Source organism: Hydrogenophaga sp. IBVHS1, from assembly GCF_002127265.1.
Lineage (GTDB): Bacteria > Pseudomonadota > Gammaproteobacteria > Burkholderiales > Burkholderiaceae_C > Hydrogenophaga.
Map to the genome: position 1 here is coordinate 2,747,460 of NZ_NFUU01000001.1, position 19,067 is coordinate 2,766,526.

A 19,067-nucleotide genomic window follows, 5' to 3' on the forward strand; every position below is an offset into this window, starting at 1 on the left:
CGCACGGAGACTTCGGCAGATATGAACCCGGAGCCTTGACTCCAGGCATACACAAAAGAAGGACCCATGCAACTGCCCAACCACAACAAAACGCCCCGCATCGGGAAATGGCTCGCTCTCGTTCTGCTGAGCGCTTTTATGGCTGGCTGCGGGGGCGGGGATCCGGTGCTGGGCTTTGGCGGTGCGGGGGGAGCAACGCCTGGCATCGTGACGCCACCACCTGTCATACCGGTGGTCCCCGAAATTGGCGGCACGCTCATCGTCCTGGGATCGGCATCCACATTTGGCACCTTCGGCGGCAGCGCGGGTATGACCAACGACGGCACGCTGACCGTCATCAATGGCGACATCGGCACCACCGCGGTTTCGACGGCGGTCACGGGATTTCACAGTCCCGGCCTGGGCTGCACCTACACCGAGACCAACGACAACATGGGCCTGGTGACCGGAACCATCTTCACGGCGCCACCGGCACCCACCATCCAGTGCCCGACACAAGGCACGGCCACCACGTTTGACGCCGCCACCAACGCGCGCGCCGACGCTCTGGCGGCCTACAACACGCTCGCGGGTCTGCCGGCGGGGCCCGATGACGGCGCGGGCAACCTGGCGAACCTCGTGCTCACGCCCGGTGTGTACACCGCCGCAGGTGGGACGTTCATGATTCAGGGCGGTGATCTCACCCTCGATGCCCAGGGCAACGCAAATGCGGTCTGGGTGTTCCAGATGGCGCAAACCCTCACAGTGGGTGGTCCGGGCGCGGCGTTTCCCCAGAGCGTGGTGCTGGTGGGTGGCGCACTCGCCAAGAACGTTTTCTGGCAAGTGGGGACGGCCGCCACCATCAACGCCGGAGGCGGCGGCACCATGGTGGGCACCATCATCAGCAACACCGGAGCCGCGTTCTCCACCACGGGCAACGTCACTCCTGTGACGCTCAATGGTCGCGTGCTGTCGCTGGATGCGTCGGTCACGCTGGTCAACACCGTGATCAACGTACCGGCTCCCTGAAGGAAGACCCTATGAACCTGACACTCAACTACAGCGCCAGTGTGTGGAGTCTGCTGGCATTGGCGATGCTCGCCAGTCCCCAGGCGTTGGCCGAAGACACGGGTTGGTATGGAGGCGCCAATGTGGGCCGCTCTGCTGCCAACATCGATGACCCCCGCATCACCAGCGGGTTGCTGGGGCAGGGCCTGGGCACCACGTCGATCGACCACCGCGACCGCGACACCGCGTTCAAACTCTACGGTGGCTACCAGCTCACGCCCCACCTGGCGGTGGAAGGCGGGTATTTCGATCTGGGCAAGTTCGGCTACACCGCCCACACCGCACCGCTCGGTTCGCTGAGAGGCGACATGCGCGTCAGGGGTCTGAACCTGGACCTCGTCGGTACGGTGCCCCTCACGGATCGGCTCTCGTTGCTCGGCCGTGTGGGTGTGAACCACGCGCGGGTCAATGACCGATTCGCGGGAACAGGCGCGGTCAACGTGGCCCGCACGACCGCCAGCAAAAGCGAATCCAACGCGAAATTCGGCGTCGGCGTGAACTATGCGTTCAACGATGCGCTTTCCATGCGCCTGGAGTTCGAGCGCTACCGGGTGAACGACGCCATTGGCAACAAGGGCGATATCGACACGCTGTCGGTCGGCTTGGTGTATCGCTTCGGAAAGACACCTCGCCCGACACCCCGTGCGGCAGCGCCGGAACCCGTGGCCGTAGCCGCTGTGGTGCCAACTCCTTCACCACCGCCACAAATCGTTCCGAGCTCGCCCGTTGTTCCAGCGGTGGTACAGCCCAGGCGCGTGAGCTTGTCGGCCGAATCGCTGTTTGGTTTAGACGCCTCTGACATCCGGCCCGAAGGCCGTGCCGCACTCGATGGTTTCTCTCGCAATCTGGCCAGCACTGAGTACCAGACCATCACGGTCGAGGGCCACACCGACCGTCTGGGCACGGCCGAATACAACCAGAACCTGTCTGAAGAGCGCGCCGCGGCGGTCAAGAACTACCTTGTGACGGCAGGCCGACTGGACGCGTCAAAGATCTCCGCCGCGGGCAAGGGCGAGACCCTGCCGGTGACCAGGCCGGGCGACTGCAAAGGCACGCAACGCACCCCCGCGCTGGTGGCCTGCCTGCAGCCGGATCGTCGCGTCGACGTGGAAGTGACCGGCACCCGCTGAGTCTTCTTTTCGGCCATGAAGAAAGCGGCCTCGGCCGCTTTCTTTTTTTGTGGCGGCCTTGCCTCAGGCTGCAAAGGCCAGGCGCTGGCGGCGCAGGCCCATCCACTGCAGTTCCGCGAGGATGAACACAACCACCGCCTGAAACAACAGATAGGCCACGCCCAGCGCCGTGACACCGGGCGCACCGCCAAAGGCCAGCGCCACGCAACCCAGAACCCAGGCCAGATTGCCGACCACGATGGCGGCCAGCGCGGCGCGGGGCGGCTCGGCCTGCAGGGCGAGCCAGCCCGCCAGCGCGACGAACGCAAAGATGGCCACGCCCGAAACTTGCAACAAGGCTTCGGACAGGCCCAGCCATTGAGCCAGCAGAGCGGTCAACCCCAGTTGAAGGGCGCCGGTGGCAGCACCAGACAGTGCGTCGAACGCAAGCACGCGGCGGAGACCGGCTGGGGAGGTGAGTGAATCGATGAAAGACATGGTGTGCTCCTTGAGAGGTTAAATCGGGGGAAACCGGTGGCCATCGTCACGCCGGGCGCGCCGTGCGTCGATGACCTCACAGGTCATGGCCGAGCTGCGCTGCAGTGCCCTACCATGCCGGCCATGAACGCTCTGCCCCACCCCTCCCGCGCTTCAGCCGTCCCATCGCCCTTCGGGGAACGCCTGCGCCACTGGCGCCAGCGCCGCCGCCTGAGCCAGCTCGACCTGGCGCATGTGGCCGATGTGTCCACCCGCCACCTGAGCTATGTGGAAACCGGCCGCGCCAGCCCCAGCCGCGACATGGTGCTGCGCCTGGTGGACCGGCTCGAAGTGCCCCTGCGCGAGCGCAACGCGCTGCTGGAGGCGGCGGGCTTTGCGCCCATGTACCGCGAGCGGCCATTGGAAGCGCCCGACATGGCCCCGGCGCGCACCGCAGTCCAGCGCATCCTGGAATGCCACGAACCCTGGCCCGCGCTCGCCATGGACCGGCACTGGAACCTGGTGATGGCCAACCGCATGGTGCCGCCGCTGATGGCCGGCGCTTCGCCTGCGCTGCTGCAAGGGACCATCAACGTGTTGCGCCTGAGCCTGCACCCCGAAGGCCTGGCATCGCGCATCGCCAACCTGCGACAGTGGCGCGAACACCTTTTCGAGCGCCTGCGCCAGCAGATCCACGCCACGGGCGACGAGACGCTTGTCGCCCTGCTGGCCGAGCTCAAGGGCTACCCCGAGTCGTTCGGCGCCGAAGCCGTGTCGCTGCCCGGCGAACACCACGGCGTGCTCATGCCGTTCCAGTTCGACACCGGCCATGGCGTGCTCAACCTGGTGAGCACCACCACGGTGTTCGGATCACCGGTGGACATCACGCTGCAGGAACTGGCGCTGGAGACGTTCTTTCCGGCGGATGAGGCCAGCGCCGAGATGCTGCGCGCGATGGCGTAGGCCCTGCCAGCGGGGGGCAGCCTGGCGCCTGCGCCGCGTCGGCTTCAAACCGGCGCGTATGTTCCGGTGCCGTCGGGCCAGGGTGTCAGCACCTCGTAGCCCGCGGGTGTGACGGCCACCATGTGCTCCCACTGGGCGGACAGCGAGCGGTCTTTCGTCACCACAGTCCAGCCATCGGACATTTGCCGGATGTCTCGCTTGCCGGCGTTGAGCATGGGCTCGATGGTGAACACCATCCCGACTTCGAGCTTGAGGCCTTCGCCACGCCGCCCGTAGTGCAGCACGTTCGGATCGTCGTGGTAGACCTGTCCGATGCCGTGCCCGCAGTACTCGCGCACGACGCTGAAATGTTCGCGATGCGCGACAGACTGGATCGCATGGCCGACGTCGCCCAGCGTGGCACCTGGCCGCACCTGCTGGATGCCCGCCCGCATGGCTTCGTAGGTGGTTTCCACCAAGCGCCGTGCAATGGCGCTCGGCTCGCCCACAAAGTACATGCGGCTGGTGTCGCCGAACCAGCCATCCTGGATGACGGCGACATCGATGTTGACGATGTCGCCCTTCTTCAGGATCCTGGTCGCGGAAGGGATGCCATGGCACACCACCTGGTTCACTGAGGTCAGGATGGTTTTTGGGTACCCCTGGTAGCCCAGGTTGGCCGGAATCGCGCCCTGCACGTTCACGATGTGCTCGTGGCAGATGCGGTCCAGCTCCAGCGTGCTCACTCCCGGCACGACATGCGGTCCGACCATCGCGAGTACCTCGGCAGCAAGACGGCCAGCCTGGCGCGCCATCTGGATGTCGTCCTCCGATTTGAGGGTGATGCTGCGCGCCACTAGTGCTTTCCGGCCGCGACGGTGCGCGGCTTGCCCACAGGCGGCGCCACGGCCAGGGCGATGTCCAACCCGCCCGCAAGCTCGGCGCGCACCATCAGCTGGCAGATTTCGCGGTGATCCAGCTCCGGGTGCATCTCGGTCAGCATGCCGACGCGCATCCAGTGCTCGGCTTGCGCATTGATGGACCGGCTCAGCGCCGTCCCCGCCAACCGCAGGTTCTCGTGCATCAGGTCCGAAATTTTGACGATTCCCATCTGAAGTCCTTATATGAAATGTATGCGAATTATATACATTTCATATGCCCACCCTGACGCCAGGCGGGCGCGCTCCTCCATTGGCGAATCACAAAAAAAAACCGCTGCAAAAGCAGCGGCTTTTTTCATCTCAGGACGCTGAAGGCAGCGCAGGGGAACCCGTCAAGCAGTCACGCCCTTTGCAGCATCCGCATATTCCTCGATCTGGTCGAAGTTCAGGTACTTGTAGATCGCCGCGCCGTCCTGGTTCACCACGCCCATGGCTTCGTGGTACTCGGCCACGGTGGGGAGGTGACCCAGCTTGGACGCGATGGCCGCGAGTTCAGCGGAGGCGAGGAACACGTTGGTGTTCTTGCCCAGGCGGTTCGGGAAATTGCGGGTGGATGTGGAAACCACGGTAGCGCCTTCGCGCACCTGCGCCTGGTTGCCCATGCACAGCGAGCAACCCGGCATTTCGGTGCGTGCACCGGCGGTGCCAAAGGCCGAGTAGTGGCCTTCCTTGATGAGCTCACTCTCATCCATCTTGGTGGGCGGTGCCACCCACAGCTTGACCGGGATGTCGCGCTGGCCGCCCAGCAGCTTGGCCGCCGCGCGGAAGTGGCCAATGTTGGTCATGCACGAACCAATGAAGGCTTCGTCGATCTTGGTGCCAGCCACCTCTGAAAGGGTCTTGGCATCGTCCGGATCGTTCGGGCAGCAGAGGATGGGCTCCTTGATGTCGGCCAGGTCAATCTCGATGACGTGGGCGTACTCGGCGTTCTTGTCGGCCTCGAGCAGGGTCGGGTTGGCCAGCCAGGCTTCTACTTTCTCGATGCGGCGCTCCAGCGAGCGCTTGTCGGCGTACCCGTTGGCGATCATGTTCTTCATCAGCACCACGTTGCTGGTGAGGTACTCCTTGACCGGCTCGGGGTTGAGCTTGATGGTGCAGCCTGCGGCCGATCGCTCGGCGGAGGCATCGCTCAGCTCGAACGCCTGTTCAACCTTGAGGTTCGGCAGACCTTCGATCTCCAGGATGCGGCCGGAGAAAGCGTTGATCTTGCCGGCCTTGGCCACCGTCAGCAGGCCGGCCTTGATGGCGTACAGCGGGATCGCGTGCACCAGATCGCGCAGGGTCACGCCCGGCTGCATCTCGCCCTTGAAGCGCACCAGCACCGACTCGGGCATGTCCAGCGGCATCACGCCGGTGGCCGCACCGAAGGCCACCAGGCCGGAGCCGGCGGGGAAGCTGATGCCGATGGGGAAGCGGGTGTGCGAATCGCCACCGGTGCCCACGGTGTCGGGCAACAGCAGGCGGTTGAGCCACGAGTGGATCACGCCGTCGCCGGGACGCAGGGCCACACCGCCGCGGTTGCTGATGAAAGCCGGCAGCTCGCGGTGCGTCTTCACGTCCACCGGTTTCGGGTACGCCGCCGTGTGGCAGAACGACTGCATCACCATGTCGGCGCTGAAGCCCAGGCAGGCCAGGTCCTTCAGCTCGTCGCGCGTCATGGGGCCAGTGGTGTCCTGCGAGCCCACGGTGGTCATGCGGGGTTCGCAGTAGGTGCCTGGGCGCACGCCGAAACCTTCGGGCAGGCCCACGGCGCGCCCCACCATTTTTTGCGCCAGCGTGAAGCCGGCGTTGGTGGCGGCGGGCGGCTGCGGCAGGCGGAACGCGGTGCTGGCGGCCAGGCCCAGGAACTCGCGCGCCTTGGCGGTGAGCGAGCGGCCGATGATGAGGTTGATGCGGCCGCCGGCGCGCACTTCATCGAACAGCACGTCGCTGCGCAACTGGAACTCGACCAGCGGCTTGCCGTCCTTGGTGATCTTGCCTTCGTAGGGATGGATGTCGATCACGTCGCCCATTTCGAGCTTGCTCACATCCACCTCAATCGGCAGCGCGCCGGAGTCTTCCTGCGTGTTGAAGAAGATGGGCGCGATCTTGCCGCCGAGCGTGACGCCGCCGAAGCGCTTGTTGGGCACAAAGGGAATGTCCTCGCCGGTGGCCCAGATGACGCTGTTGGTGGCGCTCTTGCGGCTGGAACCGGTGCCCACTACGTCGCCCACGTATGCGACCAGATGACCCTTCTTCTTCAGGTCGTCGATGAACTGCATCGGGCCGCGCTTGCCGTCTTCCTCGGGCTTGAAGGCCGCGCCTTCGCGGGTGTTCTTCAGCATCGCCAGGTAGTGCAGCGGGATGTCCGGGCGGCTCCAGGCATCTGGCGCGGGCGAGAGGTCGTCGGTGTTGGTTTCGCCGGGCACCTTGAACACGGTCACGGTGATCTTTTTTTCCACTTCCGGGCGGCTGGTGAACCACTCGGCATCGGCCCAGCTCTGGATGACCTGGCGCGCCTTCAGGTTGCCGGCCTTGGCCTTCTCGGCCACGTCGTTGAAGAAGTCGAACATCAGCAGCGTCTTCTTCAGGCCTTCGGCCGCCACGCTCGCCACTTCCTCGTCATCGAGCAATTCGATCAACGGGTGCACGTTGTAGCCACCCACCATGGTGCCGAGCAGCTCGGTGGCTTTGGTTTTGGAGATCAAGCCTACCGCCACGTCGCCGTGCGCCACGGCGGCGAGGAAGCTGGCCTTCACCTTGGCGGCGTCATCCACGCCCGGCGGCACGCGGTGCGTGAGCAGGTCCAGCAGGAAGGCCTCTTCACCGGCCGGTGGCGACTTGATCAGTTCGATCAGCGCGGCCACCTGCTTTGCTTCGAGCGGCAGCGGCGGAATACCCAGCGCAGCGCGCTCGGCGGTGTGGGCGCGGTAGTCGGTGAGAAAGGTGGTGGACATGTCGTACTCCGATGGGATGGAAAGCGTGGGGTAGAAAAATGAAGTTCTCGAAAGCAAGCTCAGTGCCCGAGCACAGCGGGTTCGGCGAAGTGGCGCTGCACCGCATCGGGCAGTGCCAGGCCGGTCTGGTGTGCGCGTTCGAGCACCTGCCAGAAATAGCGGTAGCTGGCGCGGTCGTGCAGGCGGCCCTCGAACTGCACGGGCGCCCAGTCGGCGGCCATGGCGCGTTCGATGAGCGCGGCAGCGGTATCCACCTCGCGCGCCAGCGGAGCGAACGCCGCCAGGATCGGGCGAATCTGGTCGGGGTGGATGCTCCACATGCGGGTGTAACCGAGCTCGGCGGCGGCCTTGCGCGCGGCGGCGCCCAGCGCCTCCAGATCCTTGAACTCGGTCACGACACAGTGCGCAGGCACCTTGCCGTGCGCATGGCAGGCGGACGCCATTTCCAGCTTGGCGCGCAGCACCAGCGGATGCGAAAACTGGCCTTCGATGCTCATGCCATGCGCAGGAATGGCGCCACCGTGCGCAGAGACAAAGTCCATCAGCCCGAAGCTCAGGCTCTGGACGCGTGGATGGGCCGCAATGTCGAAGGCGCGGTGGATGGCAGCGGGGGATTCGATGAGCACGTGCAGCGGCAAGGCGGTGGCACCCGCCGCGTCAAGCGCCGCCGCCGCGCGTTGCACGTCGGCCACCGATTCCACCTTGGGCACCATCAGGTGGCACAGGCGGTGCCCCGCGCGGCCAGCTATCGTGGCCACGTCGGCGTCAAAAGCCGAGTGATCCACAGGGTGCACGCGCACAGCCACCCGGGCCTGCGGCGCAGCAGCCAGCGCGAGCTCGATCACCAGCTGGGCGTGTTCGGCCTCACCGCCCACAGGTGCGCCGTCCTCGCAATCCAGCGTCACGTCGAACACGCAGGCGCCAAATTCCTCGGCCATCTCGGCCTGCAGCGCCAGGCTTTTTCGCATTCGCGTCTCCACCCCGCTGTAGTGGTCGCAGACCGGCAGCGAAAAAGCGCCGGCCTGGGCCCCGAGAAGGATGGAACGCGGATGGGTCACTTCGCGGTTACCAACCGGTTACAGCAGGTGCTTAACGCCGTCCTGCTCGCCTTGCAGCTCGGCCAGGGTCTTGTTGATGCACTCTTGCGAGAAGGCGTCGATGGTCAGGCCTTCCACAACCTTGTATTCGCCGTTTTCGCAGGTGACGGGGAAACCGAACATCACGTCCTTGGGAATGCCATACCAGCCTTGCGAAGGAATGCCCATGGTGACCCACTCGCCGTTCGTGCCCAGCGCCCAGTCGCGCATGTGGTCGATGGCCGCGTTGGCGGCCGAGGCGGCGGAAGACAGGCCACGCGCCTCGATGATCGCCGCGCCGCGCTTGCCCACGGTGGGCAGGAACACGTCCTTGTTCCAGACCTGGTCGTTGATCATGTCCTTGACCGAGGCGCCGTCGATGGTGGCGAAGCGGTAGTCGGCGTACATGGTGGGCGAGTGGTTGCCCCACACGGCCAGCTTCTTGATGCTGGCCACCGGCTTGCCGGTCTTGGTGGCGATCTGCGAGGCAGCGCGGTTGTGGTCCAGGCGCAGCATGGCAGTGAAGTTGCCCGGCTTCAGATCGGGCGCGCTCTTCATGGCGATGTAGGCATTGGTGTTGGCGGGGTTGCCCACCACCAGCACCTTGACGTTGCGCGAAGCCACCGCATTGAGTGCCTTGCCCTGGGCGATGAAGATGGCGCCGTTGATGGCCAGCAGCTCGGCACGCTCCATGCCGGGGCCACGGGGCCGCGAACCCACCAGCAGGGCGTAGTCGGTGTCCTTGAAGGCGGTCATCGGGTCGCTGTGGGCTTCCATCCCGACCAGCAGCGGGAAGGCGCAGTCGTCGAGTTCCATCATCACGCCCTTGAGCGCCTTCTGGGCCTTTTCGTCAGGAATTTCAAGGAGTTGCAGGATCACCGGCTGGTCCTTGCCGAGCATTTCGCCGGAGGCGATGCGAAACAGCAGGGCGTAACCGATCTGGCCAGCGGCGCCAGTGACGGCAACGCGAACGGGCTTCTTGTTCATGGTGAAAACTCCGGAAAAGGACGTTGGAAATTGATCAAAGCAGCCGGCGAGTGTACCCTCGGAAACCCTGATACGTCAATTTGTCTTATGTCTTATATAAGATATGATTGCGTCTCACCAGCGCCTCCATGGCGCCTGAAAAGCATGGCCACTCCGTCCCACATTTCCACGGCATCTGCCGACGCTTCGCCTGCCGAAGCGCCGGACAACACCGCGCCGGCTTTCAGCCCGCTGTACCAGCAAATCAAGACGCTGATCCTGCGCAGTCTGCAGGCGGGCGAGTGGAAACCGGGCGACATGATCCCCAGCGAATTCGACCTGGCCGCGCGCTTTCGCGTCAGCCAGGGCACGGTGCGCAAGGCCATCGACGAACTGGCCACCGACAACCTGCTTGTGCGCCGGCAAGGCAAGGGCACCTTCGTGGCCACGCATGCCGAGCAGCACACGCAGTACCGTTTCCTGCGCCTGCTGCCCGATACGGGCACGTTGCAGGACCAGGGTCCGGCCGAACGCCGCATCATCGAATGCAGGCGCCAGCGCGCGCCGGCCGAGGTGGCGCGCCAGCTCGCCCTGCGCACCGGCGACGCGGTGCTGCAGGTCAAACGCGTGCTGGCCTTCGACGGCGTACCGGCCATCCTGGAAGAACTCTGGCTGCCGGGCGTGCCCTTCAAGGGCCTGACCGCAGAGACGCTTGCAGACGACAAGGGTCCGATGTATGCCCTGTTCGAGACGCAGTTCGGGGTGCGCATGGTGCGGGCCGTGGAAAAAATCAAGGCGGTGGGTGCCGACGCAGAGTCCGCGCCCCTGCTGGGTGTGCCTGCGGGTACGCCGCTGCTGAGCGTGGAGCGGCTGGCTTTCACCTACAACGACGAGCCCATGGAGCTTCGGCGCGGCCTCTACCGCACCGATGCGCGCCACTACCGCAACGAATTGAGCTGATGGCGGCACCGGTGGTGGCTACCGCAGACAGCAACAGCCCCGCGTCAGCCTGCGGTATGGTGCGTTGCAATAGAATTTGCGGGCTCTGGTAAAACCGTTGACGGAAGTTACCAACGAGTTACAGCCTCTTTTCCCCCACTGTTCCTCCCGCCCCCTCTCCCCGGATGAAAGCCCCACCATGACCGAGTTGACCAAAAAGCGGCCCGAGTACCGCAACATCAACGCATTCAAGGACCTCACCACCTACCGGATGCCTGCGGCTGCCTGGGTGTCGATCCTGCACCGCGTCAGCGGCGCCCTGATGTTCCTTCTGCTGCCACTGATTGTCTGGCTGTTCGACACCTCGGTGTCGTCCGAAATTTCCTTCGAACGCTTCAGCGCGGCCTTTGCCGGCGGCATCGGCTTCGTGCCGGGCTGGTTTTTCAAGCTGGTGGTGCTTGCTCTCATCTGGGCCTATCTGCACCACCTCATTGCCGGCATGCGCCACCTCTACATGGATGCCTTCCACGCCGTGAGCAAGGAATTCGGCAAGAGCTCGGCTCTGGTCACGCTGGTGGCGAGCATTGGCCTCACGGTGGTGCTGGGCGCCAAGTTGTTTGGCTTGTATTGATCGCGACCAGGAAAACAAAACCATGTCTGTCAATTACGGTTCCAAGCGCGTCGTCACCGGCGCCCACTACGGCCTGCGCGACTGGCTCGCCCAGCGCATCACGGCCGCCCTCATGGCCATCTTCACGCTGATCGTGCTGGCGCGGGTGGTGTTCACACGCGGCCCCATCGGCTACGAAAGCTGGGCCGCCATCTTCTCCAGCCAGTGGATGAAAGCGCTGACTTTTGCCGTCTTCCTGGCCCTGGCCTACCACGTGTGGGTGGGCATGCGCGACATCTGGATGGACTACGTCAAGCCGGCGGGGATCCGCCTCGCGCTGCACGTCTTCACCATCGTCTGGCTCCTGTCCTGCCTGGGCTGGGCTGTTCAAGTTCTCTGGAGGCTCTGAAGCCATGTCCGCATCTGCATCCCTTCCCAAGCGTCAGTTTGACGTCGTCATCGTCGGTGCCGGCGGCTCCGGCATGCGCGCCTCGCTGCAACTGGCGCGCGCTGGCCTCAAGGTGGCCGTGCTTTCCAAAGTGTTCCCCACCCGCTCGCACACGGTGGCTGCGCAAGGCGGCATCGGCGCCTCGCTCGGCAACATGAACGAGGACAACTGGCACTACCACTTCTACGACACCATCAAGGGTTCGGACTGGCTGGGCGACCAGGACGCCATTGAGTTCATGTGCCGTGAAGCACCCAAGGTGGTTTACGAGCTCGAGCACTTCGGCATGCCGTTCGACCGCAACCCCGACGGCACCATCTACCAGCGCCCCTTCGGCGGCCACACCGCCAACTACGGTGAAAAGCCGGTGCAGCGCGCATGCGCCGCGGCCGACCGCACCGGCCATGCCATGCTGCACACGCTGTACCAGCAGAACGTGCAGGCGCGCACCACCTTCTTCGTGGAGTGGATGGCGCTCGATCTGATCCGCGACGCCAGCGGCGACGTGGTGGGCGTGACCGCGCTGGAAATGGAAACCGGCGAAACCTACATCCTCGAGGCCAAGACCACGCTGCTGGCCACCGGCGGTGCCGGCCGCATCTTCGCGGCTTCCACCAACGCCTTCATCAACACCGGCGACGGCCTGGGCATGGCGGCACGCGCCGGCATCCCGCTGCAGGACATGGAGTTCTGGCAGTTTCACCCCACCGGCGTGGCCGGCGCGGGCGTGCTGCTCACCGAAGGCTGCCGCGGTGAAGGTGCGATTCTTCGCAACGCCAATGGCGATCGTTTCATGGAGCGCTACGCGCCCACGCTGAAAGACCTGGCGCCCCGCGACTTCGTCTCCCGCTGCATGGACCAGGAAATCAAGGAAGGGCGTGGTTGTGGTCCGAACAAGGACTACATCCACCTCGACATGACGCACATCGGCGTCAACGACATCATGAAGCGCCTGCCCTCGGTCTACGAGATCGGGCACAACTTTGCCAACGTCGACATCACCAAGGATCCGATCCCCGTTGTGCCGACCATCCACTACCAGATGGGTGGCATCCCGACGAACATCCATGGCCAGGTCGTCACGCCCGATGGGCAGGGCAGCCAGAAGGTGGTCAACGGTCTGTACGCAGTGGGTGAATGTTCCTGCGTAAGCGTGCACGGCGCCAACCGCCTGGGCACCAACTCGCTGCTCGACCTGCTGGTGTTTGGCCGCGCGGCCGGCAACCACATCGTGCAGTACAACGACAAGAACAAGACCCAGAAGCCGCTCCCGGCCGACGCTGCCGACAAGACGCTGGCCCGCCTGGCTCGGCTGGACAACGCCACCGACGGTGAGTATTCGCAGGATGTGGCCAACGACCTGCGCACCGCGATGCAGCTGCACGCCGGCGTGTTCCGCACCCAGGCCAGCATGGACGAAGGCGTGGTCAAGATCAACGCGATGCGCGCACGCGTGGCCGCCATTGCACTCAAGGACAAGTCCAAGGTGTTCAACACCGCGCGCATCGAGGCGCTCGAAGTCGAGAACCTGATCGAGTGCGCGCAGGCCACCATGACCTCGGCCGCTGCCCGCCACGAATGCCGCGGCGCCCACACCGTCAACGATTACGAGCGACCGGCCGACGATGCGCAGTTCCCGCTGGGTCGCAACGACGCGGAGTGGATGAAGCACACGCTGTGGCACAGCGCCGACAACAGCCTGACCTACAAGCCTGTCAACCTGAAGCCCCTGACCGTGGAGTCGGTGCCCCCCAAGGTACGCACTTTCTGACACCACCGTTCCCACGACGCTCGGAGAAAAAACACCATGGCCAAACGCACATTCAAGATTTACCGCTACGACCCCGAAAAGGACGCGAAGCCGTACATGCAGACCATCGAGGTGGAGCTCGATGGACATGAGCGCATGCTGCTGGACGCGCTGATGAAGCTGAAGGCGGTCGACCCGTCCATCTCCTTCCGCCGTTCCTGCCGCGAAGGCGTGTGCGGCTCTGACGCGATGAACATCAATGGCAAGAACGGTCTGGCCTGCCTGACCAACATGAACACGCTGCCTGGCGTGATTACCTTGAAGCCGCTTCCTGGTCTGCCCGTGGTGCGCGACCTGATCGTGGACATGACGCTGTTCTTCAAGCAGTACAACAGCATCAAGCCCTACCTGATCAATGAGTCGGTAGCGCCCGAGAAGGAACGCCTGCAAAGCCCTGAAGAGCGCGACGAGCTCAACGGCCTCTACGAATGCATCCTGTGCGCCAGCTGCTCCACGAGCTGCCCGAGCTTCTGGTGGAACCCGGACAAGTTCGTTGGCCCTGCCGGCCTGCTCCAGGCCTACCGCTTCATCGCCGACAGCCGCGACGAAGCCACGAGCGAACGCCTGGACAACCTGGAAGACCCTTACCGCCTGTTCCGCTGCCACACCATCATGAACTGCGTGGATGTCTGCCCGAAGGGCCTGAATCCCACAAAGGCGATCGGCAAGATCAAGGAAATGATGGTGATGCGCTCGGTCTGAGCACACGCCCACCGCACCCATGGACGCCACCACCACCGAAGCCCTGCTCGACGAACGCGCTCTGAGCAAACTGCGCTGGAGGTGCCGCCGCGGGCTGCTCGAGAACGATCTGTTCATCGAGCGCTTCTTTGCCAGGCACGAATCTGGCTTGACCGTGGGTCAGGCCGATGCCCTGGGGGTCTTGATGGATCTGTCCGACAACGATCTGCTCGATCTGTTGCTGGGCCGCAAGCCTCCAGAGGGTGATCTGGTCCGTGACGATGTCACGCAAGTGCTGGGCATGCTTCGCGCCGCCCGGCAACCCGTTTAAGTCAGCCTTAAAAGGAAACCGCATGAAACTCGTAGACAACAAAGCCACCCTGTCGTTCTCCAACGGCAGCCCCAGCGTGGATCTGCCGGTGTACGCCGGCAGCATCGGGCCGGACGTGATCGACATCCGCAAGCTCTACGCGCAGACCGGCATGTTCACCTACGACCCGGGCTTCCTGTCCACTGCCGCCTGCCAGTCGGCCATCACCTACATCGACGGTGACAAAGGCGAACTGCTGTACCGCGGCTACCCCATCGAGCAGCTGGCCACCCAGTGCGACTACCTCGACACCTGCTATCTGCTGCTCAACGGCGAACTGCCGAACGAGAAAGAGCGTGGCGACTTCCACAAACTCGTGATCAACCACACCATGGTCAACGAGCAGATGCAGTTTTTCCTGCGCGGCTTCCGTCGCGACGCCCATCCGATGGCGGTGCTGACCGGCCTGGTGGGCGGGCTGTCGGCCTTCTACCACGACAGCACGGACATCAACAATCCGAAGCACCGCGAGATCGCTGCCATTCGCCTGATTGCCAAGATGCCCACGCTGGTGGCCATGGCCTACAAGTACGGCATTGGCCAGCCCTACATGTACCCGAAGAACGACCTGAGCTATTCGGGCAACTTCCTGCGCATGATGTTCGGCACGCCGTGCGAGGAATACCAGGTCAACCCGGTGCTGGAACGCGCGCTGGACCGCATCTTCATCCTGCACGCCGACCACGAGCAGAACGCCTCCACCTCCACCGTGCGCCTGTGTGGCTCGTCGGGCACCAACCCCTTCGCCGCGATCGCAGCGGGCGTGGCCTGCCTTTGGGGCCCCGCCCACGGCGGCGCCAACGAAGCCTGCCTGAACATGCTGGAAGACATCCAGCGCCAGGGCGGCGTGTCCAAGGTCGGCGAATTCATGGAGAAGGTCAAGGACAAGAACTCCGGCGTCAAGCTGATGGGCTTTGGCCACCGCGTCTACAAGAACTACGACCCCCGCGCCAAGCTCATGCAGGAAACCTGCAACGAAGTGCTGCAGGAACTCGGCCTGGAAAACGATCCCCTCTTCAAGCTGGCCAAGGAGCTGGAGAAGATCGCTCTGGAAGACGAGTACTTCGTCTCGCGCAAGCTGTACCCGAACGTGGACTTCTACTCCGGCATCGTGCAGCGCGCCATCGGCATCCCGGTCAACCTGTTCACCGGCATCTTCGCGCTGGCCCGCACGGTGGGCTGGATCGCCCAGCTCAACGAAATGATCAGCGACCCGGAATACAAGATCGGCCGCCCGCGCCAGCTCTTCACCGGCTCGGAGCGACGCGATATCAAGCCGATCACCAGCCGCTGAGCCGTTCAGCCTCGAACAAGGCCCGCCAACGAGCGGGCCTTTTTTCGTCCATGCCTTCGCGCAGAAGCAAAGCAACCATCGCCATTGGAGATGCCACACCTCCGATTCATGAAGGAAAATGATTCGCTGGCATCTCATAACGAGAAGCCAAAAGCCCATGCTCTCCGAACGCAACTTCGCTCGCCAGATCGACCTCACCTCGCTGCAGCTCTTCGTGGCCGTGTGCGAGCTGGGCAGCATTGGTCGAGCAGCCGAGCGCGAATTCATTGCGGCATCGGCGGTGAGCAAGCGCCTGTCGGACCTGGAAACCGCGCTGGGCACGACTCTTTTTCACCGCCATGCGCGCGGCGTGCGCCTGACGCCTGCGGGAGAAGGCCTGCTGCACCACGCGCGGGCGGTGCTGTTCGGGTTGGAGAAGATGCAGGCTGAGCTGGCCGAGTACGCGGACGGTGTCCGTGGCCACGTGCGCGTGCACGCCAGCATTTCGGCCATCGTGCAATTTCTGCCGGAAGACCTGGGCGCCTTTGCCCGCCTGCATCCCGAGGTCAAGATCGACTTGGAAGAGCACCTGAGCCCCGAGGTGTTGCGCGCCGTGCAGGAAGGCGCTGCCGATCTGGGCCTCTGCAATGGCGCCATGGGCACCATGGGCCTGCAGACCCTTCCCTACCGGCGCGACCGGCTCGTGCTGGTGGTGCCGCACGGGCACGCGCTCGCCAGTTCAGGGCCTGTGTCTTTTGCGGCCTCGCTGCCATTCGACCACGTGGGCCTGCACGCCAACAGCTCCATCCACCTGGCCACGCACCAGGCAGCCACCCAGGCGGGCGCCACCGTGCGCGTGCGCATCCGCGTGACCGGTCTCGACGCGATGTGTCGCATGATCGCCAACGGCCTTGGCGTGGGTGTGATGCCCGAGCGCGCCTTCGAGCTGCTGCACGCAGGCGACGCGCTGCAGGCCCTGCCACTGACCGACGCCTGGGCGCAGCGCCAGCTGCTGCTGGTGGCGCGCGATTTCTCCAGCCTTCCCGCCTCGGCGCGCCTTCTGGTGGATCACCTTCAGGCCGACGACCTGCAGCAAGCCGCCTAAAATCCATCCCTCCACGAGACAAGCCCACGCCATGCCACGCACGCTCTACGACAAGATCTGGGACGAACACGTTGTCCACACCGAGGAAGACGGCACGTCCGTCCTCTATATCGACCGCCACCTGGTGCACGAAGTCACCAGCCCGCAGGCCTACGAGGGCCTGCGCCAGGCTGGCCGCAAGGTGTGGCGCGTAAGCTCGGTGGTGGCCACGGCCGACCACAACACGCCCACCACTGGCTGGGACCTCGGCTACGACGGCATCACCGACCCGATCAGCAAGGAACAGATCACCACGCTGAACAGCAACATCGCCGAATTCGGTGCGGCGGCGTTCTTCCCCTTCATGTCCAAACGCCAGGGCATCGTGCACGTGATCGGTCCCGAAAACGGCGCCACCCTGCCTGGCATGACGGTGGTCTGCGGCGACAGCCACACCTCCACCCACGGCGCGTTCGGCGCGCTGGCCCACGGCATCGGCACCAGCGAAGTCGAACATGTGCTGGCCACGCAGACCCTGCTGGCCAAAAAGGCGAAGAACATGCTGGTGCGTGTGGAAGGCCAGCTCGCCAAAGGCTGCACCGCCAAAGACATCGTGCTCGCCATCATCGGCCGCATCGGCACCGCCGGTGGCACGGGTTACACCATCGAATTCGGTGGCGCTGCCATCCGCGCCCTCAGCATGGAAGGCCGCATGACGGTGTGCAACATGGCCATCGAGGCGGGCGCGCGCGCCGGTCTGGTGGCGGTGGACGAAAAAACCATCGAATATGTCAAGGGCCGCCCCCTCTCGCCCACCGGCGTCGAGTGGGATCAGGCCGTGGCGTACTGGAAGACGCTGCGCTCCGACGCCGATGCAAAGTTCGATACGCTGGTCGAACTCGACGCCGCGAAGATCGTGCCGCAGGTGACCTGGGGTACCTCGCCCGAAATGGTGCTCGGCATTGACGGTCACGTGCCGGACCCCGATCGCGAAAAGGACGCCAGCAAGCGCGGCGCCATCGAACGCGCGCTCGCCTACATGGACCTGCAGCCCGGCAAGGCGCTCAACGACATCTTTGTCGACAAGGTGTTCATCGGATCCTGCACCAACAGCCGCATCGAAGACATGCGTGAAGCCGCTGCGGTGGTCAAGAAGCTTGGTCAGAAAGTGGCCCGGAACGTCAAGCTCGCCATGGTGGTGCCTGGCTCGGGCCTGGTGAAGGCGCAGGCGGAGCGCGAAGGCCTGCACGAAATCTTCAAGGCCGCTGGCTTTGAATGGCGCGAGCCCGGTTGCTCGATGTGCCTGGCCATGAACGCCGATCGCCTGGAGCCCGGTGAGCGCTGCGCCTCCACCAGCAACCGCAACTTTGAAGGCCGCCAGGGCGCCGGTGGCCGCACGCACCTCGTTTCCCCCGCCATGGCCGCCGCGGCCGCCGTGCACGGCCACTTCGTGGACGTTCGCACCTTTGCCTGATCACCCACCCCGCAACCCACCACTGGAGACCCTCATGAAAACCATCGCATGCATCTTCGCAGCCCTGATCCTGTCGCTGTCCCTCGGCGGCTGCAACACCTGGAGCGGTGTCAAACAAGACGCCAAACAGGCCGGCCAGGCTGCTGGCAAAGGGGTTGAAAAAGCGGGCGAAAAAATTCAGGACGTCGCGAAATAACGCGCGCAACACCATGCAGAAATTCACCCTCCACAAGGGTCTCGTGGCTCCCATGGACCGCGAGAACGTCGACACCGACGCGATCATCCCCAAGCAGTTCCTGAAGTCGATCCGCAAGACCGGCTTCGGCCAGAACCTGTTTGACGAATGGCGCTACCTTGACAAGGGTGAGCCCGGCCAGGACCCGGCCAGTCGAAAGCCCAACCCGGACTTCGTGCTGAACCAACCGCGCTACGCAGGAGCCTCGGTGCTGCTGGCGCGCAAGAATTTCGGCTGCGGCTCGTCGCGCGAGCACGCACCCTGGGCCATCGATCAGTACGGGTTTCGCGCGCTGATCGCACCCAGCTACGCCGACATCTTCTTCAACAACTGCTTCAAGAACGGGCTGCTGCCGATCGTGCTGCCCGAAGCCCAAGTGGCCCAGTTGTTCGATGAGGTGCTCGCTTTCCCCGGCTACGAACTCACCATCGACCTGGAACGCCAGGTGGTGATCAAGCCACAAGGGGGAGAACTTCCGTTCGACGTGCAGGCTTTCCGCAAATACTGCCTGATCAACGGGCTGGACGACATCGGCCTGACACTGCGCTACAAGGACAAGATCGCCGCCTTCGAAGCGGAGCGCCTGGCCACCAAGCCGTGGCTCGCCCACACCATGCCGGCCTGAAACCCGTTATCTGCTCAATCAACT

20 protein-coding genes are annotated in these 19,067 nt (G+C 64.5%); 14 read left to right on the forward strand and 6 right to left on the reverse strand.

Annotated elements, in window-relative coordinates:
* Window positions 1-66 precede the first annotated feature (66 nt).
* Window positions 67-1,008, forward strand: a complete 942-nt coding sequence (locus CAP37_RS13270; RefSeq protein WP_086124599.1) for an ice-binding family protein — start codon at window positions 67-69, stop codon at window positions 1,006-1,008.
* An 11-nt stretch (window positions 1,009-1,019) separates the two neighbouring features.
* Window positions 1,020-2,177 (forward strand): outer membrane beta-barrel protein, encoded by a 1,158-nt coding sequence (locus CAP37_RS13275; protein WP_086124600.1) that lies wholly within the window; start codon window positions 1,020-1,022, stop codon window positions 2,175-2,177.
* Between the two features lie 63 nt (window positions 2,178-2,240).
* Here the strand turns inward: CAP37_RS13275 and CAP37_RS13280 are convergent, their stop codons facing one another.
* Window positions 2,241-2,654: a hypothetical protein gene (locus tag CAP37_RS13280; RefSeq protein WP_086124601.1), complete on the reverse strand. Its 414-nt coding sequence runs from the start codon at window positions 2,652-2,654 to the stop codon at window positions 2,241-2,243.
* A gap of 114 nt (window positions 2,655-2,768) precedes the next feature.
* Between CAP37_RS13280 and CAP37_RS13285 the strand changes: the two genes are divergently transcribed.
* Window positions 2,769-3,596 (forward strand): helix-turn-helix domain-containing protein, encoded by an 828-nt coding sequence (locus CAP37_RS13285; RefSeq protein WP_373271080.1) that lies wholly within the window; start codon window positions 2,769-2,771, stop codon window positions 3,594-3,596.
* A 44-nt stretch (window positions 3,597-3,640) separates the two neighbouring features.
* Here CAP37_RS13285 and map read toward each other — a convergent pair whose 3' ends face one another.
* The 5 genes from map to CAP37_RS13310 form a co-directional block, all read right to left on the reverse strand.
* Window positions 3,641-4,432 (reverse strand): type I methionyl aminopeptidase, encoded by a 792-nt coding sequence (map, locus tag CAP37_RS13290; protein WP_086124602.1) that lies wholly within the window; start codon window positions 4,430-4,432, stop codon window positions 3,641-3,643.
* Window positions 4,432-4,686, reverse strand: coding sequence for a ParD-like family protein (locus CAP37_RS13295; RefSeq protein ID WP_086124603.1), 255 nt, complete (start codon window positions 4,684-4,686; stop codon window positions 4,432-4,434). The genes map and CAP37_RS13295 overlap by 1 nt, the downstream gene beginning before the upstream one ends.
* A 162-nt stretch (window positions 4,687-4,848) precedes the next feature.
* Window positions 4,849-7,452 carry a bifunctional aconitate hydratase 2/2-methylisocitrate dehydratase gene (acnB, locus tag CAP37_RS13300; protein WP_086124604.1) on the reverse strand — a complete coding sequence of 868 codons (2,604 nt, stop codon included), beginning with the start codon at window positions 7,450-7,452 and terminating at the stop codon, window positions 4,849-4,851.
* Window positions 7,453-7,511: 59 nt separating this feature from the next.
* A complete protein-coding gene (locus CAP37_RS13305) occupies window positions 7,512-8,510 on the reverse strand; it encodes a CoA ester lyase (protein WP_256926963.1) in 999 nt (332 codons plus the stop codon).
* Between the two features lie 18 nt (window positions 8,511-8,528).
* The gene (locus CAP37_RS13310) at window positions 8,529-9,515 is read right to left on the reverse strand and encodes a malate dehydrogenase (RefSeq protein WP_086124606.1); all 987 of its coding nucleotides are present in this window, start codon (window positions 9,513-9,515) and stop codon (window positions 8,529-8,531) included.
* Window positions 9,516-9,659: 144 nt separating this feature from the next.
* Here CAP37_RS13310 and CAP37_RS13315 point away from each other — a divergent pair, with 144 nt between their 5' ends.
* The 11 genes from CAP37_RS13315 (at window position 9,660) to leuD (ending at window position 19,043) form a co-directional block, all read left to right on the forward strand.
* Entirely contained in the window at window positions 9,660-10,454 is a 795-nt protein-coding gene (locus tag CAP37_RS13315; protein ID WP_086124607.1) for a GntR family transcriptional regulator, read from the forward strand.
* A 178-nt stretch (window positions 10,455-10,632) separates the two neighbouring features.
* Window positions 10,633-11,064: a succinate dehydrogenase, cytochrome b556 subunit gene (gene sdhC / locus CAP37_RS13320; protein WP_086124608.1), complete on the forward strand. Its 432-nt coding sequence runs from the start codon at window positions 10,633-10,635 to the stop codon at window positions 11,062-11,064.
* Between the two features lie 22 nt (window positions 11,065-11,086).
* Window positions 11,087-11,452: a succinate dehydrogenase, hydrophobic membrane anchor protein gene (gene sdhD, locus CAP37_RS13325; RefSeq protein ID WP_086124609.1), complete on the forward strand. Its 366-nt coding sequence runs from the start codon at window positions 11,087-11,089 to the stop codon at window positions 11,450-11,452.
* 4 nt (window positions 11,453-11,456) lie between these two features.
* On the forward strand, window positions 11,457-13,262 hold the full coding sequence (sdhA, locus tag CAP37_RS13330; protein ID WP_086124610.1) for a succinate dehydrogenase flavoprotein subunit: 1,806 nt from the start codon (window positions 11,457-11,459) through the stop codon (window positions 13,260-13,262).
* A 36-nt stretch (window positions 13,263-13,298) separates the two neighbouring features.
* Window positions 13,299-14,003: a succinate dehydrogenase iron-sulfur subunit gene (locus CAP37_RS13335; RefSeq protein WP_086124611.1), complete on the forward strand. Its 705-nt coding sequence runs from the start codon at window positions 13,299-13,301 to the stop codon at window positions 14,001-14,003.
* A gap of 19 nt (window positions 14,004-14,022) precedes the next feature.
* Entirely contained in the window at window positions 14,023-14,313 is a 291-nt protein-coding gene (locus CAP37_RS13340; RefSeq protein WP_086124612.1) for a succinate dehydrogenase assembly factor 2, read from the forward strand.
* Window positions 14,314-14,335: 22 nt separating this feature from the next.
* Entirely contained in the window at window positions 14,336-15,646 is a 1,311-nt protein-coding gene (locus CAP37_RS13345; RefSeq protein ID WP_086124613.1) for a citrate synthase, read from the forward strand.
* Between the two features lie 157 nt (window positions 15,647-15,803).
* Complete coding sequence (locus CAP37_RS13350; RefSeq protein WP_086124614.1) at window positions 15,804-16,730, forward strand: LysR family transcriptional regulator; 927 nt, start codon at window positions 15,804-15,806, stop codon at window positions 16,728-16,730.
* Window positions 16,731-16,761: 31 nt separating this feature from the next.
* Window positions 16,762-18,183 (forward strand): 3-isopropylmalate dehydratase large subunit, encoded by a 1,422-nt coding sequence (gene leuC / locus CAP37_RS13355; protein ID WP_086124615.1) that lies wholly within the window; start codon window positions 16,762-16,764, stop codon window positions 18,181-18,183.
* Window positions 18,184-18,217: 34 nt separating this feature from the next.
* Complete coding sequence (locus tag CAP37_RS13360; RefSeq protein WP_086124616.1) at window positions 18,218-18,379, forward strand: entericidin EcnAB; 162 nt, start codon at window positions 18,218-18,220, stop codon at window positions 18,377-18,379.
* Between the two features lie 13 nt (window positions 18,380-18,392).
* Window positions 18,393-19,043, forward strand: a complete 651-nt coding sequence (leuD, locus tag CAP37_RS13365; protein ID WP_086124617.1) for a 3-isopropylmalate dehydratase small subunit — start codon at window positions 18,393-18,395, stop codon at window positions 19,041-19,043.
* The last annotated feature ends 24 nt before the right edge of the window (window positions 19,044-19,067 follow it).

Coding starts and splice junctions, on each gene's coding strand:
- leuD (WP_086124617.1), top strand. CDS start 18,393: ATGCAGAAATTCACCCTCCACAAGGGTCTCGTGGCTCCCATGGACCGC.
- sdhA (WP_086124610.1), top strand. CDS start 11,457: ATGTCCGCATCTGCATCCCTTCCCAAGCGTCAGTTTGACGTCGTCATC.
- sdhC (WP_086124608.1), top strand. CDS start 10,633: ATGACCGAGTTGACCAAAAAGCGGCCCGAGTACCGCAACATCAACGCA.
- CAP37_RS13350 (WP_086124614.1), top strand. CDS start 15,804: ATGCTCTCCGAACGCAACTTCGCTCGCCAGATCGACCTCACCTCGCTG.
- CAP37_RS13340 (WP_086124612.1), top strand. CDS start 14,023: ATGGACGCCACCACCACCGAAGCCCTGCTCGACGAACGCGCTCTGAGC.
- CAP37_RS13280 (WP_086124601.1), bottom strand. CDS start 2,654: ATGTCTTTCATCGATTCACTCACCTCCCCAGCCGGTCTCCGCCGCGTG.
- leuC (WP_086124615.1), top strand. CDS start 16,762: ATGCCACGCACGCTCTACGACAAGATCTGGGACGAACACGTTGTCCAC.
- CAP37_RS13360 (WP_086124616.1), top strand. CDS start 18,218: ATGAAAACCATCGCATGCATCTTCGCAGCCCTGATCCTGTCGCTGTCC.
- CAP37_RS13315 (WP_086124607.1), top strand. CDS start 9,660: ATGGCCACTCCGTCCCACATTTCCACGGCATCTGCCGACGCTTCGCCT.
- acnB (WP_086124604.1), bottom strand. CDS start 7,452: ATGTCCACCACCTTTCTCACCGACTACCGCGCCCACACCGCCGAGCGC.
- CAP37_RS13345 (WP_086124613.1), top strand. CDS start 14,336: ATGAAACTCGTAGACAACAAAGCCACCCTGTCGTTCTCCAACGGCAGC.
- CAP37_RS13270 (WP_086124599.1), top strand. CDS start 67: ATGCAACTGCCCAACCACAACAAAACGCCCCGCATCGGGAAATGGCTC.
- CAP37_RS13295 (WP_086124603.1), bottom strand. CDS start 4,686: ATGGGAATCGTCAAAATTTCGGACCTGATGCACGAGAACCTGCGGTTG.
- CAP37_RS13335 (WP_086124611.1), top strand. CDS start 13,299: ATGGCCAAACGCACATTCAAGATTTACCGCTACGACCCCGAAAAGGAC.
- CAP37_RS13275 (WP_086124600.1), top strand. CDS start 1,020: ATGAACCTGACACTCAACTACAGCGCCAGTGTGTGGAGTCTGCTGGCA.
- sdhD (WP_086124609.1), top strand. CDS start 11,087: ATGTCTGTCAATTACGGTTCCAAGCGCGTCGTCACCGGCGCCCACTAC.
- CAP37_RS13285 (WP_373271080.1), top strand. CDS start 2,769: ATGCCGGCCATGAACGCTCTGCCCCACCCCTCCCGCGCTTCAGCCGTC.
- CAP37_RS13310 (WP_086124606.1), bottom strand. CDS start 9,515: ATGAACAAGAAGCCCGTTCGCGTTGCCGTCACTGGCGCCGCTGGCCAG.